The sequence below is a fragment of the Streptomyces sp. 2-1 genome, from assembly GCF_048564895.1.
Taxonomy (GTDB): Bacteria; Actinomycetota; Actinomycetes; order Streptomycetales; family Streptomycetaceae; genus Streptomyces; species Streptomyces phaeochromogenes.
The window spans coordinates 3289475-3314784 of sequence record NZ_CP183383.1 but is presented as its reverse complement, the minus strand read 5'-3'; the positions used below and the strand labels follow the sequence as shown (position 1 = coordinate 3314784).

At 69.6% G+C, this 25310-nt stretch carries 21 protein-coding genes; 15 read left to right on the top strand and 6 right to left on the bottom strand.

What is annotated here, in order from left to right:
• Positions 1-236 precede the first annotated feature (236 nt).
• The 9 genes from ftsW (at position 237) to ACN20J_RS14565 (ending at position 8797) form a co-directional block, all read left to right on the top strand.
• A complete protein-coding gene (gene ftsW / locus ACN20J_RS14605; RefSeq protein WP_055612096.1) occupies positions 237-1601 on the top strand; it encodes a putative lipid II flippase FtsW in 1365 nt (454 codons plus the stop codon).
• Positions 1602-1607: 6 nt separating this feature from the next.
• Positions 1608-2696: an undecaprenyldiphospho-muramoylpentapeptide beta-N-acetylglucosaminyltransferase gene (gene murG / locus ACN20J_RS14600; protein ID WP_055612097.1), complete on the top strand. Its 1089-nt coding sequence runs from the start codon at positions 1608-1610 to the stop codon at positions 2694-2696.
• Between the two features lie 23 nt (positions 2697-2719).
• On the top strand, positions 2720-3514 hold the full coding sequence (locus tag ACN20J_RS14595; protein WP_419666037.1) for a cell division protein FtsQ/DivIB: 795 nt from the start codon (positions 2720-2722) through the stop codon (positions 3512-3514).
• A gap of 275 nt (positions 3515-3789) precedes the next feature.
• Entirely contained in the window at positions 3790-4986 is a 1197-nt protein-coding gene (gene ftsZ, locus ACN20J_RS14590) for a cell division protein FtsZ (RefSeq protein ID WP_055612099.1), read from the top strand.
• A complete protein-coding gene (gene pgeF / locus ACN20J_RS14585) occupies positions 4983-5723 on the top strand; it encodes a peptidoglycan editing factor PgeF (protein WP_189840306.1) in 741 nt (246 codons plus the stop codon). The genes ftsZ and pgeF overlap by 4 nt, the downstream gene beginning before the upstream one ends.
• Before the next feature lie 6 nt (positions 5724-5729).
• The gene (locus ACN20J_RS14580) at positions 5730-6449 is read left to right on the top strand and encodes a YggS family pyridoxal phosphate-dependent enzyme (protein ID WP_189840307.1); all 720 of its coding nucleotides are present in this window, start codon (positions 5730-5732) and stop codon (positions 6447-6449) included.
• Positions 6450-6577: 128 nt separating this feature from the next.
• Positions 6578-7219 carry a cell division protein SepF gene (locus tag ACN20J_RS14575; protein ID WP_165266685.1) on the top strand — a complete coding sequence of 214 codons (642 nt, stop codon included), beginning with the start codon at positions 6578-6580 and terminating at the stop codon, positions 7217-7219.
• 50 nt (positions 7220-7269) lie between these two features.
• Complete coding sequence (locus ACN20J_RS14570; protein WP_055612103.1) at positions 7270-7554, top strand: YggT family protein; 285 nt, start codon at positions 7270-7272, stop codon at positions 7552-7554.
• A 55-nt stretch (positions 7555-7609) separates the two neighbouring features.
• Positions 7610-8797: a DivIVA domain-containing protein gene (locus tag ACN20J_RS14565; protein ID WP_189840308.1), complete on the top strand. Its 1188-nt coding sequence runs from the start codon at positions 7610-7612 to the stop codon at positions 8795-8797.
• 250 nt (positions 8798-9047) lie between these two features.
• Here ACN20J_RS14565 and ileS read toward each other — a convergent pair whose 3' ends face one another.
• The gene (gene ileS / locus ACN20J_RS14560; protein ID WP_419666036.1) at positions 9048-12206 is read right to left on the bottom strand and encodes an isoleucine--tRNA ligase; all 3159 of its coding nucleotides are present in this window, start codon (positions 12204-12206) and stop codon (positions 9048-9050) included.
• A gap of 622 nt (positions 12207-12828) precedes the next feature.
• On the opposite strand from ileS, the gene ACN20J_RS14555 reads away from it, so the two are divergent.
• The 5 genes from ACN20J_RS14555 (at position 12829) to ACN20J_RS14535 (ending at position 18170) form a co-directional block, all read left to right on the top strand.
• Positions 12829-14070: a TraR/DksA family transcriptional regulator gene (locus tag ACN20J_RS14555; protein ID WP_419666035.1), complete on the top strand. Its 1242-nt coding sequence runs from the start codon at positions 12829-12831 to the stop codon at positions 14068-14070.
• 110 nt (positions 14071-14180) lie between these two features.
• Positions 14181-14858 carry a signal peptidase II gene (gene lspA, locus ACN20J_RS14550; protein WP_189840311.1) on the top strand — a complete coding sequence of 226 codons (678 nt, stop codon included), beginning with the start codon at positions 14181-14183 and terminating at the stop codon, positions 14856-14858.
• 106 nt (positions 14859-14964) lie between these two features.
• Positions 14965-15909, top strand: coding sequence for an RluA family pseudouridine synthase (locus tag ACN20J_RS14545; RefSeq protein ID WP_189840312.1), 945 nt, complete (start codon positions 14965-14967; stop codon positions 15907-15909).
• A complete protein-coding gene (locus ACN20J_RS14540) occupies positions 15906-16376 on the top strand; it encodes a GNAT family N-acetyltransferase (protein WP_419666034.1) in 471 nt (156 codons plus the stop codon). The genes ACN20J_RS14545 and ACN20J_RS14540 overlap by 4 nt, the downstream gene beginning before the upstream one ends.
• Before the next feature lie 207 nt (positions 16377-16583).
• Positions 16584-18170, top strand: a complete 1587-nt coding sequence (locus ACN20J_RS14535; protein WP_189840314.1) for a Na+/H+ antiporter — start codon at positions 16584-16586, stop codon at positions 18168-18170.
• 151 nt (positions 18171-18321) lie between these two features.
• Here ACN20J_RS14535 and ACN20J_RS14530 read toward each other — a convergent pair whose 3' ends face one another.
• On the bottom strand, positions 18322-19443 hold the full coding sequence (locus ACN20J_RS14530; RefSeq protein ID WP_190230361.1) for a mechanosensitive ion channel family protein: 1122 nt from the start codon (positions 19441-19443) through the stop codon (positions 18322-18324).
• A 174-nt stretch (positions 19444-19617) separates the two neighbouring features.
• Here ACN20J_RS14530 and ACN20J_RS14525 point away from each other — a divergent pair, with 174 nt between their 5' ends.
• Positions 19618-20187, top strand: a complete 570-nt coding sequence (locus tag ACN20J_RS14525; RefSeq protein ID WP_190230360.1) for a dienelactone hydrolase family protein — start codon at positions 19618-19620, stop codon at positions 20185-20187.
• Positions 20188-20263: 76 nt separating this feature from the next.
• Here the strand turns inward: ACN20J_RS14525 and ACN20J_RS14520 are convergent, their stop codons facing one another.
• The 4 genes from ACN20J_RS14520 to ACN20J_RS14505 all read right to left on the bottom strand — a co-directional run bounded on the left by ACN20J_RS14520 (position 20264) and on the right by ACN20J_RS14505 (position 25063).
• A complete protein-coding gene (locus ACN20J_RS14520; protein ID WP_419666032.1) occupies positions 20264-21922 on the bottom strand; it encodes an alkaline phosphatase D family protein in 1659 nt (552 codons plus the stop codon).
• 197 nt (positions 21923-22119) lie between these two features.
• On the bottom strand, positions 22120-22920 hold the full coding sequence (locus tag ACN20J_RS14515) for a DsbA family protein (RefSeq protein WP_419666031.1): 801 nt from the start codon (positions 22918-22920) through the stop codon (positions 22120-22122).
• A gap of 46 nt (positions 22921-22966) precedes the next feature.
• Positions 22967-23650 carry a hypothetical protein gene (locus ACN20J_RS14510; protein ID WP_189840319.1) on the bottom strand — a complete coding sequence of 228 codons (684 nt, stop codon included), beginning with the start codon at positions 23648-23650 and terminating at the stop codon, positions 22967-22969.
• 84 nt (positions 23651-23734) lie between these two features.
• Positions 23735-25063, bottom strand: a complete 1329-nt coding sequence (locus ACN20J_RS14505) for a DUF2252 domain-containing protein (protein WP_189840320.1) — start codon at positions 25061-25063, stop codon at positions 23735-23737.
• Between the last annotated feature and the right edge of the window lie 247 nt (positions 25064-25310).

The following is a 25310-nucleotide window of genomic DNA, read 5'->3' as shown; positions in this document are numbered from 1 at the left end:
CGGGTCCGCCTCGCCCGGCGGCGCCGGGCACACCTGGGAGGGACGCGTGACACGGATCCGGCTGGGGCTTCGTCGGTGGCTTTCCGCCGGTGGCACGGCACTGTGCCGTCCCGTCCCGCCCCCAGGGGCCGAACGGTCCGGGGGAATCCCGGGCGAACGGTCCGGGGAGATTCCCGGCGGGGCGCCCTCCCACGGCATGGCCGGTGCCGCCGACCGTGGCATGGCAGGTGCCGCCCATGTCCAGTAGCCGCACCGGGCGTCCTCCCGTCCAGCGGGCCCCCCGCCGGCCCGCCGGCCCCCGCCCCCCTCGCGACAACCCCGTAGGACGCCTCTACACGCGCGTACGCCGCGCCTGGGACCGTCCGCTGACCGCCTACTACCTGATCCTCGGCGGCAGCCTCCTGATCACCGTCCTCGGACTGGTGATGGTGTACTCCGCCTCGCAGATCACCGCGCTCCAGCTGTCGCTGCCCGGGTCGTACTTCTTCCGCAAGCAGTTCCTCGCCGCCGTGCTCGGCGGTCTGCTGCTGCTCGCCGCCTCACGGATGCCCTCCAAACTGCACCGGGCACTGGCCTACCCGATGCTGCTCGGCTCGGTCTTCCTGATGATCCTCGTCCAGGTGCCGGGGATAGGAGTCGCGGTCAACGGCAACCAGAACTGGATCTCGGTCGGCGGCCCCTTCCAGCTCCAGCCCAGCGAGTTCGGCAAACTCGCCCTCGTCCTGTGGGGCGCCGACCTGCTCGCCCGCAAACAGGACAAGCGGCTGCTGGCGCAGTGGAAACACATGCTGGTGCCGCTCGTTCCGGTGGCCTTCATGCTGCTCGGGCTGATCATGCTCGGCGGCGACATGGGCACGGCGATCATCCTCACCGCGATCCTGTTCGGGCTGCTGTGGCTCGCGGGTGCGCCCACGCGGCTCTTCGGGGGCGTCCTCGCCGTCGCCCTGACCATCGGCTTCATCCTCATCAAGACCAGCCCGAACCGCATGGCCCGCCTCTCCTGCCTGGGAGCCACCGAACCCCAGTCGGGCCCCGTCGACTGCTGGCAGGCCGTGCACGGCATCTACGCCCTCGCCTCCGGCGGGCTGTTCGGCTCCGGCCTCGGCGCCAGTGTGGAGAAATGGGGGCAACTGCCCGAAGCCCACACCGACTTCATCTTCGCCATCACCGGTGAGGAACTGGGCCTCGCGGGGACGCTGTCGGTCCTCGCCCTCTTCGCGGCTCTAGGCTATGCGGGTATCCGCGTGGCCGGACGCACGGAGGACCCCTTCGTGAGGTATGCCGCGGGAGGCGTGACCACCTGGATCACGGCCCAGGCCGTGATCAACATCGGTGCGGTGCTCGGCCTGCTGCCGATCGCCGGCGTCCCTCTCCCGCTGTTCTCCTACGGGGGATCCGCCCTGCTTCCGACCATGTTCGCCATCGGGCTCCTCATCGCCTTCGCGCGCGAGGATCCCGCAGCGCGGGCGGCGCTTGCGATGCGGCAACCCCGCTTTGGCAGAAAGCGGGCTGCGGTGAGAGGCTCCGCAGGGGCCGCGGGGCCTCGGAGATGGAACACGATGCGACGGCGCGCCGCGGCGCGTTCGTCCGGAGAGCGGTGAATTTCGGTGCATGTCGTACTCGCCGGTGGGGGGACCGCCGGCCACATCGAGCCCGCGCTCGCCCTCGCGGACGCCCTGCGCAGGCAGGACCCGACCGTGGGTATCACGGCCCTGGGCACGGAGCGCGGACTCGAGACCCGACTCGTACCAGAGCGAGGCTACGAACTCGCGTTGATCCCCGCGGTACCGCTGCCGCGCAAGCCCACCCCCGAGCTGATCACCGTCCCCGGACGGCTGCGTGGCACGATCAAGGCGGCCGAGCAGATCCTCGAGCGCACCAAGGCCGACGCGGTCGTCGGCTTCGGTGGCTATGTGGCCCTGCCCGCCTACCTCGCGGCCAAGCGCCTCGGCGTGCCGATCGTCATCCACGAGGCCAACGCCCGCCCCGGCCTCGCCAACAAGATCGGTTCGCGGTACGCCGCCCGGGTCGCCGTCTCCACACCGGACAGCAAGCTGCGCGACGCCCGCTACATCGGCATCCCGCTGCGCCGCTCGATCGCCACGCTCGACCGGGCCGCCGTACGCCCGCAGGCGCGCGCCGCGTTCGGGCTCGACCCCTCCTTGCCGACCTTGCTGGTCTCCGGCGGCTCGCAGGGTGCCCGCCGCCTCAACGAGGTGGTCCAGCAGGCCGCTCCGTACCTCCAGCAGGCCGGTATCCAGATCCTGCACGCGGTCGGCCCGAAGAACGAACTGCCGCAGGTCCACCAGATGCCGGGAATGCCCCCGTACATCCCGGTACCGTACGTGGACCGGATGGACCTCGCGTACGCCGCGGCCGACATGATGCTCTGCCGCGCGGGCGCGATGACCGTCGCCGAACTCTCCGCCGTCGGGCTCCCCGCCGTCTACGTCCCGCTGCCCATCGGCAACGGCGAACAGCGGCTCAACGCCCAGCCGGTGGTCAAGGCCGGCGGCGGACTGCTGATCGACGACGCGGAACTGACACCTCAGTGGGTGCAGAGCAACGTCCTGCCCGTGCTCGCCGATCCGCACCGGCTGTTCGAGATGTCCCGCGCCGCCTCCGAGTTCGGCCGCCGGGACGCCGACGACCTGCTCGTCGGGATGGTGTACGAGGCGATCGCGTCACGCCGTTAGCGCGTGGCAGAAGGCAGGGGAGCGTGGCCGGACCGACCACCGCCGAACGCGGCGAACGGCATGCCCGACAGGATCCGGACTCCGGCCCGCCCCGGCCACCTCTTCTCAAGAGGCTCCCGAAGCCTCGTAAGCTCATCATTCCGGCCGTCTGCCTCGCGCTGCTCGCCGCGGGATGTCTCTGGGTGCTCTACGGCTCGCAGTGGCTGCGCGTGGAGCGCGTATCGGCCTCGGGGACACGGGTCCTGACGCCCGATCAGGTCGTCGAGGCGGCCGACGTTCCGGTCGGATCGCCGTTGATTTCAGTCGACACCGATGTGATTGAGGACAGACTCCGCCGGAAATTGCCCCGAATTGACTCGGTTGACGTCGTCCGTTCCTGGCCCCATGGAATCGGGCTGAAAGTGATCGAACGCACTCCGGTTCTCATTGCCGAAAAGGGCGGAAAGTTCATCGAAGTGGACGCCAAGGGCGTGCGTTATGCCACGGTTTCGCGCGCCCCGAAGGGTGTTCCCGCGCTGGAATTGACGGTGTCCCGGTCCGCGGGCCTGCGCCGCTTCGGTACCGACCGGCTGATGCGCGAGGCGGTTCGCGTCGCGGGTTCCCTTCCGGCCGCGGTCGCGCGTGACACCCGGACCGTCAAGGTCCGTTCGTACGACTCCATCTCGCTGGAGTTGAGCGGCAACCGGACCGTGTTGTGGGGAAGTGGCGAGAAGAGCGGCGTCAAGGCCCGTACGCTCAGCGCTCTCATGAAAGCCGCTCCAGAGGCTCGGCACTTCGATGTCAGCGTTCCCACCGCCCCTGCGTCATCGGGGAGTTGACGCTCATCCGTGCAGGCCAGCACCCTGGTTGGGCAGCGCTACGGCTGATCACATAGGGTGAAAAGAAAAACGGGAGGTTCGGCGTGTTCGTTGAACGTGCGCCACTTGTCGACTTAGTGTCCTGTTCGGAAGAGTCCAAGGAACAGACACACTGGTAACCCTAAACTTCAGCGTTAGGGTTCGGGTCGGCGTTCGGACCGTCCCATTCGGCATCAGTCGTCGGATCGCGAACGTGCGAGGCGGCGACACGTAACTCGAGGCGAGAGGCCTTCGACGTGGCAGCACCGCAGAACTACCTCGCAGTCATCAAAGTCATCGGTGTCGGCGGCGGTGGTGTCAATGCCATCAACCGGATGATCGAGGTCGGTCTCAAGGGTGTCGAGTTCATCGCCATCAACACCGACGCCCAGGCGCTGTTGATGAGCGACGCCGACGTCAAGCTCGACGTCGGCCGCGAACTCACCCGCGGACTCGGCGCCGGAGCCAACCCGGCCGTCGGCCGCAAGGCGGCGGAGGACCACCGCGAGGAGATCGAGGAGGTCCTCAAGGGGGCCGACATGGTCTTCGTGACAGCCGGCGAGGGCGGCGGCACCGGCACCGGCGGCGCACCCGTCGTGGCAAACATCGCCCGCTCGCTCGGCGCCCTCACCATCGGCGTGGTCACGCGTCCGTTCACCTTCGAGGGACGGCGCCGCGCCAACCAGGCCGAGGACGGCATCGCGGAACTCCGCGAAGAGGTCGACACCCTCATCGTCATCCCCAACGACCGGCTGCTGTCCATCTCGGACCGCCAGGTCTCGGTCCTCGACGCCTTCAAGTCGGCGGACCAGGTCCTGCTCTCCGGTGTTCAGGGCATCACCGACCTCATCACCACGCCCGGTCTGATCAACCTCGACTTCGCCGACGTCAAGTCCGTGATGTCCGAGGCGGGTTCGGCCCTCATGGGCATCGGCTCGGCCCGCGGCGACGACCGCGCGGTGGCCGCGGCCGAGATGGCGATCTCCTCGCCGCTCCTGGAGGCGTCCATCGACGGCGCCCGAGGCGTACTGCTCTCCATCTCCGGCGGCTCCGACCTCGGCCTGTTCGAGATCAACGAGGCCGCCCAGCTGGTGAGCGAGGCCGCGCACCCCGAGGCCAACATCATCTTCGGCGCGGTCATCGACGACGCGCTCGGCGACGAGGTCCGGGTCACGGTCATCGCGGCCGGCTTCGACGGGGGACAGCCTCCGTCCAAGCGGGACACCGTGCTCGGCTCGTCCTCCGCCAAGCGCGACGAGCCCACACCGGCCCGGTCGGGCGACAGCCGCCCGTCCTTCGGCTCGCTGGGCAGCGTCACGCCGAAGGAGGCCCCGGAGCCCACTCCGGAGCCCGTGAGCAACGAACTGCCGTCGGTCTCCCCGCCGGTCCCGCCGTCGCGGACGTACTCGGACAGCGCGGCCGAAGAGCTGGACGTGCCGGACTTCCTCAAGTGATAGGACAGCGCTCCCTGGTGGGCACTGAGAGCGGCGCGCACTTCGCCTTCACCGACCGGTGGGGCGGGGTGAGCGCCGTTCCGTACGAGGAGCTCAATCTCGGCGGTGCGGTCGGTGACGACCCCGCCGCCGTACAGACCAATAGGCTGTGGGCGGCCAAGTCCCTGGGACTCGACGCGAGTCGCGTGGTCTGGATGAATCAGGTGCACGGCAGCGACGTCGCGGAGGTCGACGGGCCGTGGACCAACCCCCGGGCCATCCCGCCGGTCGACGGTCTGGTGACCGCGACCCGGGGTCTGGCCCTCGCCGTACTCACCGCCGACTGCGTCCCGGTCCTGCTGGCCGACCCCGTCGCCGGAGTGGTCGCCGCCGCACACGCGGGGCGGCCCGGCATGGTCGCCGGGATCGTGCCCGAGACGATCGACGCGATGGAGTCGCTGGGCGCGGACCCCGCCCGGATCGTCGCCCGCACCGGCCCCGCCGTCTGCGGCCGCTGCTACGAAGTGCCGGAGGCGATGCGCGCCGAGGTCGCCGCCGTCGAGCCCGCGGCGTACGCCGAGACGAGTTGGGGCACGCCGGCGGTCGACGTGACCGCGGGGGTGCACGCGCAACTGGAGCGGCTCGGGGTGCGCGACCGGGAGCAGTCGCCGGTGTGCACGCTGGAGTCCGATGATCACTTCTCGTACCGCCGAGACCGCACCACGGGTCGGCTCGCGGGCTATGTGTGGCTGGACTGATGGGGCATGACGGACCGTAAGGCTCAACTCGCCGGAAACCTGGCGAAAGTGGAAGAGCGCATCACGGCGGCGTGTGTGGCCGCCGGGCGAAAGCGCGAAGAAGTGACCCTCATCGTGGTCACCAAGACCTACCCGGCCGACGATGTGCGGATCCTGTCGGAACTCGGTGTGCGCCACGTCGCCGAGAACCGTGACCAGGACGCGGCACCCAAGGCCGCGGCCTGCTCCGATCTGGCCCTCTCCTGGCACTTCGTCGGTCAGTTGCAGACCAACAAGGTGCGTTCCGTGGTCGGTTACGCGGATGTCGTGCAGTCCGTCGACCGGGCCCGGCTCGTCACCGCCCTGTCGAAGGAAGCGGTGCGGCAGGAGCGCGAGCTGGGGTGCCTCATCCAGGTCGCGCTCGATGCCGAAGAGACTGGACGGGGGGAGCGCGGTGGTGTAGGGACCGGTGGTATCGAGGAGTTGGCCGGTCTCGTGGCCGAGGCTCCGGGGCTAAGGCTCGACGGACTGATGACCGTCGCCCCGCTCTCCGGAGAGTACGCCGGGCGTGAACAGGCGGCGTTCGAGCGGCTGATGGATTTGTCGACTGACCTGCGCAGCGCCCATCCGGCTGCGAACATGGTCTCGGCAGGGATGAGTGCGGACCTCGAACAGGCCGTGGCAGCCGGAGCGACACATGTGCGCGTCGGTACTGCGGTACTCGGAGTCCGCCCCAGGCTCGGGTAACGTCGCCAAGAAGTCGGACCACAGCAGAAAATATGGTCATTACCACCATAGGTGGGCATAACGACCTCGTGGATCGCGGGCACTTGGCAACAGTCAGCCGATCCACCACAGAGCGGAGGACTCAGAGCATGGCCGGCGCGATGCGCAAGATGGCGGTCTACCTCGGCCTCGTGGAGGACGATGGGTACGACGGCAGGGGCTTCGACCCCGACGACGACTTCGAGCCCGAGCTTGACCCGGAGCCCGAGCGGGACCGCCGACGGCACGAGCCGTCGCATCAATCACACCAGCCGCATCAGTCCCAACGGGACGAATCGGTACGAGTGGTGCAGCCGCCCGTGCAGCGGGATCCCGTGTCACATTCCGCTTCGCTCAGCGCGGAATCAGGGCGTCCGGCGCGAATCGCCCCCGTGGCGTCCATCACACAAGAACGTCAAAGCCTGGAGAAGAACGCACCGGTGATCATGCCCAAGGTCGTGTCGGAACGAGAGCCGTACAGGATCACCACACTGCACCCCCGGACCTACAACGAGGCCCGTACCATCGGGGAACACTTCCGTGAGGGCACCCCGGTGATCATGAATCTGACTGAGATGGATGACACAGACGCGAAGCGACTTGTCGACTTTGCGGCCGGTTTGGTGTTTGGTCTCCACGGGAGCATCGAGCGGGTGACGCAGAAGGTGTTCCTGTTGTCGCCTGCTAACGTCGATGTCACGGCGGAGGACAAGGCTCGCATCGCAGAGGGCGGGTTCTTCAACCAGAGCTGAGACGCAGGACCGGACAAGGCACGGAAACAGGGGAGAGGGAAGCACGGATCATGAGCGTGGTTGCGCAGGTTCTGTACGTCGCGCTGATGTGTTTCCTCATCGTGCTGATCTTCCGGCTGGTCATGGACTACGTCTTCCAGTTCGCCCGCTCATGGCAACCCGGCAAGGCGATGGTGGTCGTTCTGGAGGCCACCTACACTGTCACTGATCCACCGCTCAAGCTTCTGCGGCGGTTCATCCCGCCGCTGCGTCTCGGGGGCGTGGCGCTCGACCTGTCCTTCTTCGTACTGATGATCATCGTCTACATCCTGATCTCCGTTGTGAGCCGGCTGTGAACGATACGGTCTTGCCGAACGCCGACGATGCCGACGACTACGTTGAGGTGAAGAGATGCCGTTGACCCCCGAGGACGTGCGGAACAAGCAGTTCACGACCGTCCGCCTCCGAGAAGGCTATGACGAGGACGAGGTCGATGCCTTCCTCGATGAGGTCGAAGCCGAACTGACCCGCCTGCTCCGCGAGAACGAGGACCTGCGCGCCAAGCTGGCCGCCGCCACACGCGCCGCCGCGCAGAACCAGCAGCAGGGCATGCGCAAGCCGCCCGAACAGCAGGATCCGCAGCAACAGCAAGGACCTCCGCAGGGCATGCGGGGTCCCGGTGCTCCCGTGCCCGCCGGCATATCGGGTCCGCCGCAGCAGCAGATGGGCGGCCCCATGGGCGGCCCGCCCCAGCTGCCGAGCGGTGCGCCGCAGCTTCCCGCGGGCCCCAGCGCCCAGGGTGGCCAGCAGGGTCCCGGCCCGATGGGTCAGGGTCCGATGGGCCAGGGCCCCATGGGCCAGGGTCCCGGTCAGATGCAGCAGCAGATGCAGGGTCAGATGCAGCAGCAGATGCCCCAGCAGATGGGCGGCCCGATGGGCGGTCCCATGGGTGGACCGATGGGCGGTCACGGTGGCCCGCAGATGGGTCAGCCCGGTCAGGGCCCCGGTGGCGACAGCGCCGCCCGTGTCCTCTCGCTCGCTCAGCAGACCGCCGACCAGGCGATCGCCGAGGCCCGTTCCGAGGCCAACAAGATCGTCGGCGAGGCTCGCAGCCGCGCCGAGGGTCTGGAGCGCGACGCCCGTGCCAAGGCCGACGCTCTTGAGCGGGACGCGCAGGAGAAGCACCGCGTGGCGATGGGCTCCCTGGAGTCCGCACGCGCCACGTTGGAGCGCAAGGTCGAGGACCTGCGTGGCTTCGAGCGCGAGTACCGGACGCGTCTGAAGTCCTACCTGGAGTCGCAGCTCCGTCAGCTGGAGACCCAGGCCGACGACTCGCTGGCTCCGCCGCGTGCTCCGGCCGCCGCGTCGCTTCCGTCGTCGCCGAGCCCGTCCATGGCTCCGGCCGGGGCGAGCGCGCCGTCCTACGGTGGCCAGCAGATGGGTGGCCCGGCTCCGGTCCCGCCGTCCTACGGTGGTCAGCAGCAGATGTCGCCGGCCATGACCCAGCCGATGGCGCCGGTCCGGCCGCAGGGCCCCTCGCCGATGCAGCAGGCGCCCTCGCCGATGCGTGGCTTCCTGATCGACGAGGACGACAACTGACGGCCTCCCGTACGCCTTAGGCGTCGGCAGCGTTCAGGGCGGAGCCCCGGATAACCATCCGGGGCTCCGCCCTTTTGCGTGGGCGCGTGCGGCCCCTTCGTCTCCGTACGCGTGGGCGACTGCGGCCTCTTCGTCTTCGCCTGTGGGCGTGTGCGCGTTCGGAGGACGCGGGCAGCTGTACGCGGGCACGCAACGCCGAAGGCCCGGTCCCGCCAAGATCTTTGGCGGGACCGGGCCTTCGCGCGTGCTGCTACGCCTTGCGGAGGCGGAACGTCAGCGACAGCGACTCGTCCGTGAACGGGGCGCCGTACGTGTCGTCCGTCTCACCCTGGCCGAAGTCAGTGGCGAGGACCTCGTCGGCGATCAGGGCGGAGTGCTCGGAGAGCGCCGCGATCACCTTCGGGTCCGTGGACGTCCAGCGCAGGGCGATCCGGTCGGCCACGTCCAGGCCGCTGTTCTTGCGGGCCTCCTGGATCAGACGGATCGCGTCACGGGCCAGGCCCGCCTGACGCAGTTCCTCGGTGATCTCCAGGTCGAGGGCGACCGTCGCTCCGGAGTCCGAGGCGACGGACCAGCCCTCGCGCGGGGTCTCCGTGATGATCACCTCGTCCGGGGCGAGCGTGATGGTCTCGCCGTCGACCTCCACCGATGCCGTGCCCTCGCGCAGGGCCAGGGACAGCGCGGCCGCGTCGGCCTCGGCGACGGCCTTGGCCACCGCCTGGACGCCCTTGCCGAACCGCTTGCCCAGCGCGCGGAAGTTGGCCTTGGCGGTCGTGTCGACCAGCGAGCCGCCCACCTCGGAGAGGGACGCGAGCGAGCTCACGTTCAGCTCCTCCGTGATCTGCGCGTGCAGTTCACGGTCGAGGGCCGCGAACCCGGTGGCGGCCACCAGCGCGCGGGACAGCGGCTGGCGCGTCTTCACACCCGACTCCGCGCGCGTGGCACGGCCCAGCTCCACGAGACGGCGTACGAGCACCATCTGCCTGGACAGCTCCGGGTCGATGACGGACAGGTCTGCCTCCGGCCAGGACGTCAGGTGTACGGACTCGGGGGCGTCCGGCGTCACGGGCACCACCAGGTCCTGCCAGACCCGCTCGGTGATGAACGGGGTCAGCGGGGCCATCAGGCGCGTGACCGTCTCGACGACCTCGTGCAGGGTGCGCAGTGCCGCCTTGTCGCCCTGCCAGAAGCGGCGACGCGAGCGGCGTACATACCAGTTGGACAGGTCGTCGACGAACGCCGAGAGGAGCTTTCCGGCGCGCTGGGTGTCGTACGCCTCCAGAGCCTGTGTCACCTGGTCGGTGAGCGCGTGGAGTTCGGAGAGGAGCCAGCGGTCGAGAACGGGCCTCTCCGCCGGGGCCGGATCGGCCTCGCTGGGCGCCCAGTTGGACGTGCGGGCGTACAGGGCCTGGAAGGCGACCGTGTTCCAGTACGTGAGGAGCGTCTTGCGGACGACCTCCTGGATCGTGCCGTGGCCGACGCGGCGGGCCGCCCAGGGGGAGCCGCCGGCCGCCATGAACCAGCGGACCGCGTCCGCGCCGTGCTGGTCCATCAGCGGGATCGGCTGCAGGATGTTGCCCAGGTGCTTGGACATCTTGCGGCCGTCCTCGGCGAGGATGTGGCCCAGGCACACCACGTTCTCGTACGACGACTTGTCGAAGACGAGCGTGCCGACCGCCATCAGCGTGTAGAACCAGCCGCGGGTCTGGTCGATGGCCTCGCTGATGAACTGCGCCGGGTATCGGGACTCGAAGAGTTCCTTGTTCTTGTACGGGTAGCCCCACTGCGCGAACGGCATCGAACCCGAGTCGTACCAGGCGTCGATGACCTCCGGCACGCGCGTGGCCGTCTTCTCGCACTGGGGGCACGCGAAGGTGACCTCGTCGATGAAGGGGCGGTGCGGGTCGAGGTCCGACTGGTCGGTGCCCGTCAGCTCCGTGAGCTCGGCGCGGGAGCCGACGACCGTGAGGTGGTCGTCCTCGCAGCGCCAGATCGGCAGCGGGGTGCCCCAGTAGCGGTTGCGGGACAGGGCCCAGTCGATGTTGTTGTTCAGCCAGTCGCCGTACCGGCCGGTCTTGACCGAGTCCGGGTACCAGTTGGTCTTCTCGTTCTCCTGGAGGAGGCGGTCCTTGATGGCCGTGGTGCGGATGTACCAGGACGGCTGCGCGTAGTAGAGGAGCGCGGTGTGGCAGCGCCAGCAGTGCGGGTAGCTGTGCTCGTACGGGATGTGCTTGAAGAGCAGGCCGCGCTGCTGGAGGTCCTCGGTGAGCTTCTCGTCGGCCTTCTTGAAGAAGACGCCGCCGACCAGCGGGACGTCCTCCTCGAACGTGCCGTCGGGGCGGACCGGGTTCACCACGGGCAGGCCGTACTCGCGGCAGACCTTGAGGTCGTCCTCGCCGAAGGCGGGGGACTGGTGAACCAGACCCGTGCCGTCCTCGGTCGTGACGTACTCCGCGTTCACCACGTAGTGGGCGGGCTCGTCCTTCGGGAACTCGACGAGCTCGAACGGACGTTGATACGTCCAGCGCTCCATCTCGGCGCCGGTGAAGGACTGGCCGGTGGTCTCCCAGCCCTCGCCGAGTGCCTTCTCGACGAGCGGTTCGGCGACGACGAGCTTCTCGTCACCGTTGGTCGCGACGACGTAGGTGACCTCGGGGTGGGCGGCGACCGCGGTGTTGGACACCAGGGTCCACGGGGTCGTCGTCCACACCAGGAGCGCGGCCTCGCCCGCGAGCGGACCGGAGGTGAGCGGGAAACGGACGAACACCGAGGGGTCGACGACCGTCTCGTAGCCCTGTGCCAGCTCGTGGTCGGAGAGGCCCGTGCCGCAGCGCGGGCACCAGGGGGCGACGCGGTGGTCCTGGACCAGCAGGCCCTTGTTGAAGATCTCCTTGAGCGACCACCACACGGACTCGATGTACTCGGGGTCCATCGTGCGGTACGGGTCGTTCAGGTCGGTCCAGTAACCCATGCGGGTCGTGAGCTCTTCGAAGGCGTCGGTGTGGCGGGTCACGGACTCGCGGCACTTGGCGTTGAACTCGGCGATGCCGTACGCCTCGATGTCCTTCTTGCCGTTGAAGCCGAGCTCCTTCTCGACCGCCAGCTCCACGGGGAGGCCGTGGCAGTCCCAGCCGGCCTTGCGGGCCACGTGGTAGCCGCGCATGGTGCGGAAGCGCGGGAAGACGTCCTTGAAGACGCGCGCCTCGATGTGGTGGGCACCGGGCATGCCGTTGGCCGTGGGCGGGCCCTCGTAGAACACCCACTCCGGGCGGCCCTCGGACTGCTCCAGGGTCTTGGCGAAGATCTTCTGCTCGCGCCAGAAGTCGAGCACGGCGTGCTCGAGGGCGGACAGGTCGACCTGGGCGGGCACCTGGCGGTACTGCGGCTGTGTACTCGGCTGCGTATTCAACGAGCTTCCTCCGGCGGACTTTCTGCCTTCCGTCCGGAGGGACGAGAGCTGTGTTGTCACCTACGCCGTGTGCGGCGCGCTCCCGCGGTACCACCCTCCTTGGCTCTCCGGCGCTTCCTGCACGTCGGTGAGCCCCCTCATTGGGGTCGCGATGCCGGGTCTACCGGCCGCTGCCTTTCGTGCCTCTCGGCTGCGGCTTTCTTCCGGCGGCTCCGGGGTGATCTTCACGTCGCGCCGGCCCCCGGGCTCACACCGTCCCCGGGTCGCTCCTGGCTGCGTACGCCGCTACTCGTCCCCATCCACGCTTCTCGCTCCGCCCAGTGTACGGCGCCGGGCGGACAGTGGCCGACCGGTTTTCCCGGGTCCGCGGGCGAGGGGTGGCGGGGCGCCGGGAAGGCCTGCGGACTGACCCGAATGCCGAGGCGGCCGCGTTCGCATCCTGGGACGGCCGACTCGGCGGATTACCCGGCGGGGAGCTGGGCACAACGCTTGCAGGCTCGCCGCGCGGTACGGGCGGGGCGGGCGAATCGGGCGGCGTGCCCCGTTGCCGCGGGACTCAAGTCGATTTATCGTCCCAGCACGATTCGCGAGCAAGATCACAATATGTGAAGGGGCCGCGGCCATGGTGGCGAAGAAGACCGCCGTACAGCAGTCGGCGTCCGGCAGATCCATGGGGGCGGAGCGTTCCGCGAAGGGCGCGGCGAAGCAGGGCGAGGCCAAGAAGACGGTCGGCGGCACGAAGGCGGCCGGGGGCACCGGGACGGCCGACGGCACCAGGACGGCCGGTCGGAAAACGGTCACTACGAAGGAAGCTGCCACGAAGGCAGGAGCCACCAAGGAAGCCGATACGAAGGCGGGTGCCACGAAGGCCGGTGCCACGAAAACCGCCGCTGGAAAGAAGGCCGCGGCGAAGAAGGACGTGGGGACCGCTTCTCCGGAGAAGGCTGTTTCGGAAACGGTCACCAAGAGGGCGGCAGCCAAGAAATCGGCCACCAAGAAGGCGGCCACTTCGAAAGCTGCCACCAAGGAGTCGGCCACCAGGAAAACGGCTGCTCCGAAGAGGGCCGGCGCGGGGGCGGCCGTCTCGAAGAAGACGGTCGCGGCGGCCTCCACGGAGGGGGCGGTCACCGAAACGGCCGCTACGAAGAGGGTCGGAACCAAGAAGGCCTCCACCAAGAAGGCGGCCGCCAAGGCGGTTCCTGCGAAGAAGGCCGCCAAGAGGAGTGCCGCCGGCAAGGGGGCGGGTGAAGCGGGCGTCTCCGTTGCCGAGCCCCCGCAGAAGGCGGGCAGGAAGGGCACACGTACGGCCAAGAAGGCGGTCGCTACCGCGGCCGAGGGTGCGGCGGAGGCCGCCAAGACGACGGGAGCCACGACGGTGGTTGCGAAGAAGACTCCTGGCACGGCCACGGCCACGGCGGCGAGCAAGGCCGGTGCGGTCCCCAAGGCGCGGCTCGCCGCGGCGGAGCCCGGCGAGCTCGCGGTACGCCCCGGTGAGGACCCCTGGACCCCCGAGGAGGTCGCGGAGGCCCGCACGGGGCTGATGTCGGAGGCCCTGCGGCTGCGTGCCGAGATCACGCACTCCGAGGAGTCCCTGGTGGGCCTGATGCGTGACTCCGGGGACGGCGCGGGCGACGACCAGGCCGACACCGGCACCAAGAACATCACGCGCGAGAGCGAGATGGCGCTCGCGGCCAACGCCAGGGAGATGCTGGAGCAGGACGAGCGTGCCCTCGAACGCCTGGACGCGGGCACCTACGGGCTCTGCGAGAGCTGTGGCAACCCCATCGGGAAGGCCCGTATGCAGGCCTTCCCACGTGCCACCCTGTGCGTCGAGTGCAAGCAGAAGCAGGAGCGCCGTTACTGATCGGCCAATGATCCGTTACTGATCGGCCCGGTGCGCCTCCTGAGCACATGGGCGCGGTGGGCCGTGCCGTACTCTCGTCCTCAGTCAGGCACCTAGGTTGAGGGACTCACGTGGCAGAGGCGGAGCGGATCATCGGTACGCCGGATATCCCGGAGGCGGCTGGCGCCGAGCCGGAGCAGACCGACCAGAGCGCGGCGGCGGGCGAGCGGTCCGACGCGCACGGGGCGCAGGACCCGGCCGGGAGCCAGGGCTCCGGCTCCGGTTCGGAGGAGGAAGCGGCGGCCTCGGCCGAGCCCTCCAGGGGCAAGCGCCGGATCGCCGTGCTGTTCACGGTCGCCGTCCTCGCGTACGCGCTGGACCTGATCAGCAAGATGATCGTGGTCGCGAAGCTGGAGCACCACGAGCCGATCGAGATCATCGGGGACTGGCTGAGGTTCGAGGCGATCCGCAACGCGGGCGCGGCCTTCGGAATCGGCGAGGCCTTCACCGTCATCTTCACGGTGATCGCCGCCGCCGTGATCGTGGTGATCGCCCGGCTCGCCCGCAAGCTCTACAGCCTTCCCTGGGCGATCGCGCTCGGCCTGCTGCTCGGCGGCGCGCTCGGCAACCTCACCGACCGGATCTTCCGCGCGCCGGGTGTCTTCGAGGGCGCGGTCGTCGACTTCATCGCGCCCAAGCACTTCGCGGTCTTCAACCTCGCCGACTCCGCGATCGTCTGCGGCGGCATCCTGATCGTGCTGCTGTCCTTCCGCGGGCTCGACCCGGACGGCACCGTCCACAAGGACTGAGTGCCGGCACACAAGGACCTGGAGGCGGGCCCGCGGGGGGCTGTCACCGGGCACTGTTGTTCGGGCTCTGGTCGGGGGTGTCGGACCTGTCCGGCATACTCGACGGGTGAGCACCAGTCCCGAGATCCGTAACCTGCCCGTGCCCGACGGCCTGGAGGGCGAGCGTGTCGACGCCGCCATCTCCCGCATGTTCGGCTTCTCCCGCACGAAGGCCGCCGAGCTTGCCGCGGCGGGGAAGGTCACGGTCGACGGCTCGGTGGTCGGGAAGTCCGAGCGGGTGCACGGCGGCGCCTGGCTGGAGGTCGAGATGCCGCAGGCGCCCGCGCCCGTGCAGATCGTCGCCGAACCCGTCGAGGGCATGGAGATCGTGCACGACGACGACGACGTGGTCGTGATCGTCAAGCCGGTCGGTGTCGCCGCGCATCCCAGCCCCGGCTGGTCGGGGCCGACCGTCATCGGCGGGCTCGCCGCCGCCGGGTACCGGATCTCGACCTCGGGTGCCTCGGAGCGCCAGGGCATCGTGCACCGCCTGGACGTGGGCACCTCGGGCCTGATGGTGGTCGCCAAGTCGGAGTACGCGTACACGTCGCTGAAGCGCCAGTTCAAGGAGCGCACGGTCGACAAGCGCTACCACGCGCTCGTCCAGGGCCACCCGGACCCGACCAGCGGCACGATCGACGCTCCCATCGGCCGGCACCCGAACCACGACTACAAGTGGGCGGTCACGGCCGAGGGCAAGCCCTCCGTGACGCACTACGACCTGATCGAGGCCTTCCGCGCGGCCTCGCTGCTCGACATCAAGCTGGAGACCGGGCGTACGCACCAGATCCGCGTCCACATGTCGGCTCACCGGCACCCCTGCGTCGGCGACCTGACGTACGGCGCGGACCCCACGCTCGCCAAGCGGCTCGGGCTCACCCGGCAGTGGCTGCAGGCCGTGAAGCTCGGCTTCGAGCACCCCGGGGACGGCCAGTGGGTCGAGTTCGAGAGCGGCTACGCGGAGGACCTGCAGAAGGCGCTGGACCGCGTCCGGGAGGAAAGCTACGCATGAGTCCGTCGTCCTACGTTGTGCGTGTGGCCGAGGACCCCGCCGACCGTGAGGCCTGCTTCGCGGTGCGCAAGGAGGTCTTCGTCGTCGAGCAGGGAGTCCCTCAGGACCTCGAGTACGACGCGTACGACGCCGATGCGGTGCATGTTCTCGCCGTGCGCGAGGACGGGTTTCCGTTCGGCGCGGGGCGGCTGCTGTACGGCGAGGTGGCGGCCGCCAAGACCGGTGGTGAGCCCGGTGTCGGGTCCCTGGGGCGGCTCGCCGTGCTCAAGGCCGCGCGTGGGCTCGGTGTCGGGGCCGCGCTCGTGCGGGGCATCGAGGACGCGGCACGCGCGCGTGGGCTGACGGCGGTGGATCTGCACGCGCAGACGCATGCGCTCGGGTTTTATGAGCGGCTGGGGTATGTGGCCTACGGGCCGGAGTTCCTCGATGCGGGGATCGCGCATCTGGCGATGCGGCGAGAGCTTTAGGGCTGCTGGGGTTCGGTTGTTGGTTTGGCTGCGGGGCGGTGGGGGCGACCAGTCCCGAGTGCCTGAAGGATTGCGCAGTTCCCCGCGCCCCTGAAAGCAAAGGACTGCGCAGTTCCCCGCGCCCCTGGAGGGGCGCCGCTGGGGTTCAGTGGCACGCTTGGGGTCTGGTTGTTCTTGATCGTCTAGACCCAGTCCGGAGCGCTGACCGTGGATCAGTTGGCCCTGTTGTTCGTGATGTTGCTCGGGGCCGTGCTGAGCGTCCCGCTGGGGGACCGGCTCGGGCTTCCCTCGCCGGTGCTGATGACGCTGCTCGGGATCGTGCTGGCCGTCCTCGACTTCGTACCGAACGTGGACATTCCGCCCGAGCTGATTCTGCCCGCGCTGCTGCCACCGCTGTTGTACGCCGCCGTACGGCGTACCTCCTGGCGGCAGTTCACGGCCAACAAACGGCCGATCTTCCTGCTGGCCGTCGCGCTGGTGTTCGTCACGACCGCCGTGGTGGCCGTGGTCGCCCACGCGATCGTGCCCGGGCTGCCGATCGCCGCCGCCGTGGCGCTCGGTGCGCTGGTGGCGCCGCCCGACCCGGTCGCCGCGACCGCCGTCGCGGGCAAGCTGGGGCTGCCGCGCCGGCTGGTGTCGATCCTGGAGGGCGAGGGGCTGTTCAACGACGTGACGGCCATCGTGCTGTACCACGTCGCCATCGCCGCCGCGGTCAGCGGCACCTTCTCGCTGCCCAGCGCCGCGCTCGACTTCCTGCTGTCCGCCGTCGTCGCCGTGGCGATGGGCTTCGGGCTCGGATGGGGCACGAACCGGCTGATGGACTACCTCGGGGACCCGACGCTGCAGATCGGGCTGACCCTGATCGTGCCGTACGCCTCGTACGTGCTGGCCGAGGAGTTGCACGGGTCCGGGGTGCTCGCGGTGCTCACCACGGCGTTGTTCCTGGCCGAGTACGCCAACGACGCCGACGACGTGATGACGCGGCTCGCCGGGCACACCTTCTGGGACATCGTCGACACGCTGGTCACCGGGGTGGCGTTCGGGCTCATCGGGCTCGAACTGCACAACGCGATCAGGACGGCGTCCGGGCGGTGGCAGGAGATGCTCGGGTGGGCCGCCGCGATCGTGGGGGTCGTCGTGTTCGTACGGCTGGCGTATCTGCTGCCCGCGACCTGGCTGACGAAGCGGCTGCACGCGAAGCGGGACCACGACGAGGACATTCCTACGAGCTGGCGGGAGACCGTCGTCATGTGGTGGGCCGGGATGCGCGGAGTGGCCTCCGTCGCGCTCGCGTTGGCCATTCCGCTGGAGACGGACAGCGGGGCGCCGTTTCCCGACCGGGACGAGATGGTGTTCATCGCGTTCGGCGTGATCATGGCGACGCTCGTGGTGCAGGGGCTGAGTCTGCCGTGGCTGGTCCGGAAGCTGGATGTGCGGGCCGACACGGATCGGGAGCAGGAGTTCGAGAAGGCGCTGGCCCTGCGGGCGGCTAAGGCGGCGAAGCGGCGGCTGCGGGAGATCGAGGAGGTCGAGGAGCTGCCGGACGAGCTGTCCGAGCAGTTGTTGCGGCGGGCCTTCGACATCGGGTTCCGGATCAGTCCCGACATGGGGGAGGACGAGCGGCGGGAGGGGCACGAGCATCGGGTGCGGCGGATCAAGCGGGTTCGGCGGATTCAGGGGGAGATGTTGTCGGCGGCTCGGCATGAGGTGTTGGCGGCACGGAGTGAGGCCGGGGCCGATCCTGAGGTGGTGGATCGGGTGTTGCGGCATTTGGATGTGCGGAGTCTTCGGTGAGCCCCCCTTTTTTTTGGGGGCTTTCCCGCCCGCTCCGCCCGTTTCAACCTTGCCCACAGGTGGGGGTCTTACCAGGGCTCGTGTTCGTTCTCGGGTGTGCGTAAGAAATCGCTTCGTGCGCGGTTCCTCGCGCCCCTTTGGGGCGCCTGCCTCAGCCTCGGCCCGTTCGTGGGGGTTCCACCGCTCGGCCTCGGGTTGTTCTCGGGGGGCGGGCGTCGTTGCCGTTGGGGTGGGCGTTCGGGGGGAGGATCGCGTCGGCCGTGTTGACTCGGGGCAGGGCGTAGGGGTGGTGGGCGGTCAGCCAGCGGATCATCTGTTCTCGGACGGTGACGCGGACCGTCCAGATGTCGTCCGCGTCCTTCGCGGTGGCCAGGGCGCGCACTTCGATGGTGTTGGGGGTGGTGTCGGTGACGGCGAGGCCGTAGTCGCGGCCGTCCCAGGCGGGGCACTCGCGGAGGATGTCGCGGAGCTTGTCGCGCATCTCCTCGACGGGCGCGCTGTGGTCCACGTGGAAGAAGACCGTGCCGGTCATCTGCACGCCGCCGCGGGACCAGTTCTCGAACGGCTGGGACGTGAAGTACGAGACCGGCATGGTGATCCGGCGCTCGTCCCAGGTGCGGACGGTCAGGAAGGTCAGGGTGATCTCGTCGACCGTGCCCCACTCGCCGTCCACCACGACCGTGTCGCCGATGCGCACCATGTCGCCGAAGGCGATCTGCAGCCCGGCGAACATGTTGCTGAGCGTGGACTGCGCGGCCACACCGGCGACGATGCCGAGGATGCCGGCCGAGGCGAGCAGCGAGGCGCCGGCCGCGCGCATCGCGGGGAACGTCAGCAGCATCGCGGCGACCGCGACCACACCGACGATCGCCGACACCACCCGCTGGATCAGCGTCACCTGCGTACGGACCCGGCGGACCCGGGCCGGATCGCGGTGGGCGTTGGCGTAGCGGGAGTACGAGGAATCGACGATCGCCGTCGCGATACGGACCACCAGCCAGGCCGTGGAGCCGATGAGGACCAGCGTCAGGATCTGGCCGATCGCGGCGGAGTGGTCGACGGCGATCTCGGCCTGGTCGTACGACCCTCTCAGCAGCGCCGTGCACATCACCATCTGCAGTGGCAGGCGGCAGCGTCGCAGCAGGCCCCACAGAGGGACCCCCTGGTGGCGTTGGTCGGCACGCTTCAGCAGCAGGTCGGCGATCCAGCCGACCAGCAGCGTCAGTACGAGCGAGCCGCCGACGACGATCAGCGGGCGCAGCACGTTCTCCATGCCCTCGACCGTAACCGGACAGGGGCCGTCATGAACATGTGGTCTCGGCCCCATCGTCCGCCGGGTGCTGATCAGCGTCCGTGTCCGGCGGCTCGAGCCCGAGCCCGAGGCCGCGTTCGGCGGCTGGTCCGGCCCAGCCCGGGCATTGTCGGTCCCGGCTGGCACCATGGGCTCATGAACATCATGCTCTTCCATTCGACCTACGGGCTGCGGCCCGCGGTGCGCGACGCGGCGGACCGGCTGCGTGCGGCGGGACACGAGGTGTGGACGCCCGATCTCTTCGACGGGCGCACCTTCGAGACCGTCGAGGAGGGCAGGGCCTTCAAGGACGAGCTCGGCAAGGAGGAGCTGCTGAAGCGCGCGATCCTGGCCGCGGCTCCGTACTCGGACCGGGGGATCGTGTACGCCGGGTTCTCGCTCGGTGCGGCGACCGCCCAGACCCTCGCGCTCGGCGACAGCAAGGCCCGCGGGCTGCTGCTCCTGCACGGCACGTCCGACATCGCGCCGAACGCCTCGGTGGACGACCTGCCGGTCCAGCTGCACGTCGCGGAGCCGGACGCCTTCGAGCCCGACGACTGGCTGAGCGCCTGGTATCTCCAGATGGGGAAGGCGGGCGCCGACGTGGAGGTCTACAGATACGCGGGGGCCGGGCACCTCTACACCGACCCCGGTCTGCCGGACTACGACAAGGAGGCCGCCGAGGCCACCTGGCAGGTGGCGCTCGGCTTCCTCGACAGCCTGTAGCCCCGGCCGCGGACTTCATCCGGTCGGCGACGGACTCCGTCCCGTCGGCGCGGGATCAGACCGGTCGAACACCCGCTCAGACCGGGTCGTACACCCGCTCCACCTTCTGTGTGCCGCTGCGCGTGCGGTACGAACGGGCCCAGGACGTCGTCGCGTTCGCGGACGTGCGGCTGGACAGCACGTAGTAGTCCATCTGCGCCCGCTCGGTGGTGAGGTCCAGGACGCCGTAGCCGTGGCGGTCCGTGTCGACCCAGTGGACGTGCCGGTTGGCGGCCCGGATCAGCGGTGAGGCCAGGGCGGAGACCGTGCCCTCCGGGACCTTGACCAGGTCGTCGAGGTTGTCGGAGGTCACCGACGTGACGACGAACTCGGTGGCGGCGGACGCCGACAGCGGATACGTACCGGCGTTGTACGGCACGTCGTTGGCCCAGGCCATGTGGATGTCGCCGGTGAGGAAGACCGTGTTGCGGATCGCGTTGTCCCGCAGGTGTGTGAGCAGTTCGCGGCGGTCGTCGGTGTAGCCGTCCCACTGGTCGGTGTTGAGGGCCAGGCCCTCCTTGGGCAGGCCGAGCAGCTCGGCGAGCGGTTTCAGGAGCTCGGCGGAGAGCGAGCCGAGGGCGAACGGCGCGATCATGACGGAGTTGCCGACCAGCCGCCAGCTGGTGTCGGAGGACTTCAGGCCCGCCTTCAGCCAGTCGAGCTGGGCCCGGCCGGTGAGCGTACGGTTCGGGTCGTCCACCGAGCCGTTGCCGACCTTCACCTGCTGCGAGCGGTACGAGCGCAGGTCGAGCAGCGAGAGGTCGGCCAGCTTGCCGAAGCGCAGCCGCCGGTAGGTGGTCCCCGCGATCGCGGGCCGCACCGGCATCCACTCGAAGTAGGCCTGCTTGGCGGCCGACTGGCGGGCGGACCAGGCGCCCTCCGCGCCCTCGGTGTGGTTCTCGGCACCGCCCGACCAGGTGTCGTTGGCGAACTCGTGGTCGTCCCAGATCGCGATGACGGGGGCCGCCGCGTGCAGGGCCTGAAGGTCCGGGTCCGTCTTGTAACGGCCGTGCCGGGTGCGGTAGTCGGCGAGGCTGACTATCTCGTGCGTGGGGGCGTGCGGGCGTACGACGGTGTCGCGCGTCCCGTACTCGCCGGTGCCGTACTCGTAGATGTAGTCGCCCAGATGCAACCAGGCGTCCAGGTCGCCGCGTGCGGCCAGATGCCGGTAGGCGGCGAAGTAGCCGGCCTCCCAGTTGGCGCAGGACACCACACCGAAGCGCATACCGGCCACGGCCGCGTCATGGGCCGGGGCGGTGCGGGTGCGGGCGGCCGGTGAGTCCGTGCCGCCGCTGGAGAAGCGGAACCAGTAGGCCGTGGCGGGCTTCAGACCGCGGATGTCGGCCTTGACGGTGTGGTCGGAGGCGGCGGTCGCGGTGGTGGAGCCCTTCGCGACGACGTTCGTGAACGCCTTGTCCGTGGCCACCGTCCAGCCGACCTCGACGTCGGGGCCGAGCCCGGAGCCGGGTGTCGCCACGGTCATGGGGGTCACCCGGGTCCACAGCAGGACGCCGTCCGGCAGCGGGTCTCCGGAGGCGACGCCGTGCAGGAAGGCGGGGGCCTCGGCGGCGCGGGCCGGCAGCGCGGCGGTGAGCGGGGCCCCGAGCACGGCGGTGGCCGCGGCCGCCTTGACCACCGTACGGCGGCGCGGCGCGGGGGAGTTGGGGCTGGAGAGGGATCTGAGTCGACTGGTCACGGCCGATCAGATTACTGACGGGTAGCGCTTTCGGTAAGGCAGAAGACGTGAAAGGCGGGCGAACCCGGAAGAGTTCACCCGCCCTTGGGCTGCGCGTCACTTGAGTTGCTCGACCTACGCCCTGCGCCGCTCGATCTACGCCCTGCGCTGCTTGAGCTGCTCGCGCCACGCCCCGCGCTGCTGGCGCTGCGCCCGCGTTACTTGGTGACGCCCGCGTCCTTGAGCGACTTCTCCCAGTCGGCGACCGTGCTCGGGTTCTTGATCACCTTGTCGTTGATCTTGATGGTCGGCGTCGAGTCGACATCCTTGGCGGTGTCGAAGGTCTTGCTCATCCTCATCGCCCAGGCGTCGTAGGTGCCCTTCTCGACGGCGTCCTGGAACTTCTTGTTGCCCTTCAGCGCGTCCACCGTGTCCGCCACCTTGATCAGGTAGCTGTCCTTGGAGAACTCGTCCGTCGTCTCCTCGGGGTGGTACTTCGTCGAGTAGAGCGCGGTCTTGTAGTCCAGGAACGCGTCGGTGCTCACGTTCAGCGCGGCGCCGAGTGCGCTCAGCGCGTTCTTCGAGCCGTCGCCGCCGAGGTTGCCGTCGAGGAAGGTGCCGAGGGTGAAGGACAGCTTGTAGTCGCCGTCCGTCATGCCCTTGTTGACGGTCTCGCCGACGGTCTGCTCGAAGGAGGCGCATGCCGGGCAGCGCGCGTCCTCGTAGAGGTGGATCGTGCTCTTGGTCTTGGAGTCGCCGGCCACGATGGTCGTGCCGTTCGTGCCGCTGGTGTTGGCGGGGGCGACGACCTTCGCGTCGGCGGCCGCGTCCCACTTGGAGGGCTCGTTGTTCTGTACGACGGCGTAGCCGATGCCGCCGGCTATCGCGAGCACCGCGACGATCGAACCGGCGACGATGGCCTGCCGCCTGACCTTCTCGCGCTTGGCCTGGCGCTCGCGCTCGACGCGCAGCCGCTCACGGGCCGCCGACTTCGCCGCCTGGCTGTTCCTCTTGCTCATGATGGTGTTCTCCGTGGTGATGACAGGTGTACGGGGACTGGTGTGCTCAGGCGAATACGGCCGAGCACGGCGGTCCACGCCGTCCCAGGGAGTGCACGAAGAGGCGCGTACGCGTGGCGGCGACCCGGCGCGTGGGGCGCGGCAGCCGGCGTACGGGGGTGAAGTGGACGGTCACCGCGGCGACCGCGATCAGCAGCGGCCGGAAGGTGGCCGCGGCCACCGCGTCCAGGAGCTGGGCCAGGGCCCGCTCGCCGCGCCGCAGCCAGGCTGCCGCGAGCAGACCGACACCGATGTGCGCGCCGAGCAGCAGCCAGGCGGCGGCCGGGTCGGCGTTCGCTAGCAGGGCCGCGGCGGGCTGGGTCTCGCCGCCCGTGACGCGGGCCAGCGGGGTGCCGACCTCGCCGCCGCACAGCATGTCGAAGCCGACCGAGCGCAGCGGGCCCGCCACCGGGCCGCCCGCCTTGCCGTAACAGGCGTGCTGGCCGGCGGTGAACAGCGTGTCGGCGGCCAGCTCCAGCGGGATCAGCAGGGCGGCGATCCGCCCGAAGCCGCGCTCACGGCCCGCCAGCGCGTACGCGACGACGAAGACGGCACCCGCGATCACGGCCACGGTGGTCAGCGGCAGCGGGACCTGGGACAGCAGCACGTGCGACGCGGTGCTGAGCGTCACGACGAGTGCCGTGAACAGCGCCGCGCGTACGGCTCTGAGCTGGGTCCCGGATATGTCCATAGCGGAGGAGAGTGTCCCACGTACTCCTGTAAGAGGTCCCTAAAGGGTTCCTGTGCGTTGTGTGCCGTCTACGTCGTGCGATGCCTACAGACCGGGAATCCGTCCGTTGCGGAACAGGTCCACGAAGATCTGGTGGTCGGCACGCGCCCGTGCGCCGTACTCGTGCGCGAAGTCGACGAGGAGGTCGCCGAAGCTGTCCTCGTCGCCCGCGATCGCCGCGTCGATGGCGCGCTCCGTGGAGAACGGCACCAGCTCCGAGTGGCCGCTCTCGTCGTCCGCCGCCGCGTGCATGGTGGCGGTGGACCGGCCGAGGTCCGCGACGACCGCCGCGATCTCCTCCGGGTCGTCGATGTCGCTCCAGTCCAGGTCCACCGCGTACGGCGAGACCTCGGCGACGAGCTGGCCCGCGCCGTCCAGCTCGGTCCAGCCCAGCCACGGGTCCGCGTGCGCCTGGAGGGCGCGCTGCGAGATCACCGTGCGGTGGCCCTCGTGCTGGAAGTACTCACGGATCGAGGAGTCCGTGATGTGCCGGGACACGGCCGGGGTCTGGGCCTGCTTGATGTAGATCACCACATCGTTCTCCAGGGCGTCGGTGGCGCCCTCCAGAAGGATGTTGTACGAGGGCAGCCCCGCCGAGCCGATGCCGATGCCGCGGCGGCCCACGACGTCCTTCACCCGGTACGAGTCGGGGCGGGACAGGGATGCCTCGGGCAGCGTCTCCAGGTAGCCGTCGAAGGCCGCGAGGACCTTGTAGCGCGTGGCCGCGTCCAGCTCGATGGAGCCGCCGCCCGGCGCGAAGCGGCGCTCGAAGTCGCGGATCTCCGTCATCGAGTCGAGCAGCCCGAAGCGGGTCAGCGAGCGGGCGTCACGCAGCGCGTCCAGGAGCGGGCCCTGCGCGGTGTCCAGCGTGAAGGGCGGCACCTCGTCGCTCTTGGCGCCCGTCGCCAGGGCGTGGATGCGCTCGCGGTAGGCCGCCGCGTACGTCCGGACGAGGTCGGTGATCTGTCCGTCGCTCAGCGCCTTCGCGTAGCCGATCAGGGCCACCGAGGCCGCGAGGCGCTTGAGGTCCCAGGTGAAGGGGCCGACGTACGCCTCGTCGAAGTCGTTCACGTTGAAGATCAGGCGCCCCTGGGCGTCCATGTACGTGCCGAAGTTCTCCGCGTGCAGGTCGCCGTGGATCCACACGCGCGAGGTGCGCTCGTCCAGGTACGGTCCGCCCCGCTTCTCCTGCTCCAGGTCGTGGTAGAAGAGGCCGGCCGTGCCGCGGTAGAAGGCGAACGCGGAGGCCGCCATCTTCCGGAACTTCACGCGGAACGCGGCCGGGTCGGCGGCCAGCAGTTCGCCGAAGGCGGTGTCGAATACGGCGAGGATCTGTTCGCCGCGTTGCTCGGCGCTGAGCTGCGGAACCGACATCGCTTGGTGCCTCCTGGTGCAGGTGGTGCATGACAAGTGGGACGGAATGTGCCGTCCGCCGGAGCGGATGTCTCCGTCATCTTCCAACGGACGAAGGTACGCGGGAGTGCCCGCTTTCCCCTCACGAAGGTACGGGGGAGACCACTCCGAGTGTCAGTGCCGAGGCATAGACTTCGACGCTGTCCGCCAGACTGTTCGCAGCCGGTCGGACCGTCGTCGACACCTGTTCTTCTTGGAGGCCGAAGCC

Bases quoted from the DNA above. Each gene is read 5' to 3' on its own strand.
- ACN20J_RS14580 (WP_189840307.1), top strand. From the start codon at position 5,730: ATGACGGACCGTAAGGCTCAACTCGCCGGAAACCTGGCGAAAGTGGAA.
- ACN20J_RS14515 (WP_419666031.1), bottom strand. From the start codon at position 22,920: ATGAGCAAGAGGAACAGCCAGGCGGCGAAGTCGGCGGCCCGTGAGCGG.
- ACN20J_RS14510 (WP_189840319.1), bottom strand. From the start codon at position 23,650: ATGGACATATCCGGGACCCAGCTCAGAGCCGTACGCGCGGCGCTGTTC.
- ftsW (WP_055612096.1), top strand. From the start codon at position 237: ATGTCCAGTAGCCGCACCGGGCGTCCTCCCGTCCAGCGGGCCCCCCGC.
- ACN20J_RS14505 (WP_189840320.1), bottom strand. From the start codon at position 25,063: ATGTCGGTTCCGCAGCTCAGCGCCGAGCAACGCGGCGAACAGATCCTC.
- ACN20J_RS14530 (WP_190230361.1), bottom strand. From the start codon at position 19,443: ATGGAGAACGTGCTGCGCCCGCTGATCGTCGTCGGCGGCTCGCTCGTA.
- ACN20J_RS14525 (WP_190230360.1), top strand. From the start codon at position 19,618: ATGAACATCATGCTCTTCCATTCGACCTACGGGCTGCGGCCCGCGGTG.
- ACN20J_RS14565 (WP_189840308.1), top strand. From the start codon at position 7,610: ATGCCGTTGACCCCCGAGGACGTGCGGAACAAGCAGTTCACGACCGTC.
- ACN20J_RS14555 (WP_419666035.1), top strand. From the start codon at position 12,829: ATGGTGGCGAAGAAGACCGCCGTACAGCAGTCGGCGTCCGGCAGATCC.
- ACN20J_RS14570 (WP_055612103.1), top strand. From the start codon at position 7,270: ATGAGCGTGGTTGCGCAGGTTCTGTACGTCGCGCTGATGTGTTTCCTC.
- ACN20J_RS14575 (WP_165266685.1), top strand. From the start codon at position 6,578: ATGGCCGGCGCGATGCGCAAGATGGCGGTCTACCTCGGCCTCGTGGAG.
- ACN20J_RS14540 (WP_419666034.1), top strand. From the start codon at position 15,906: ATGAGTCCGTCGTCCTACGTTGTGCGTGTGGCCGAGGACCCCGCCGAC.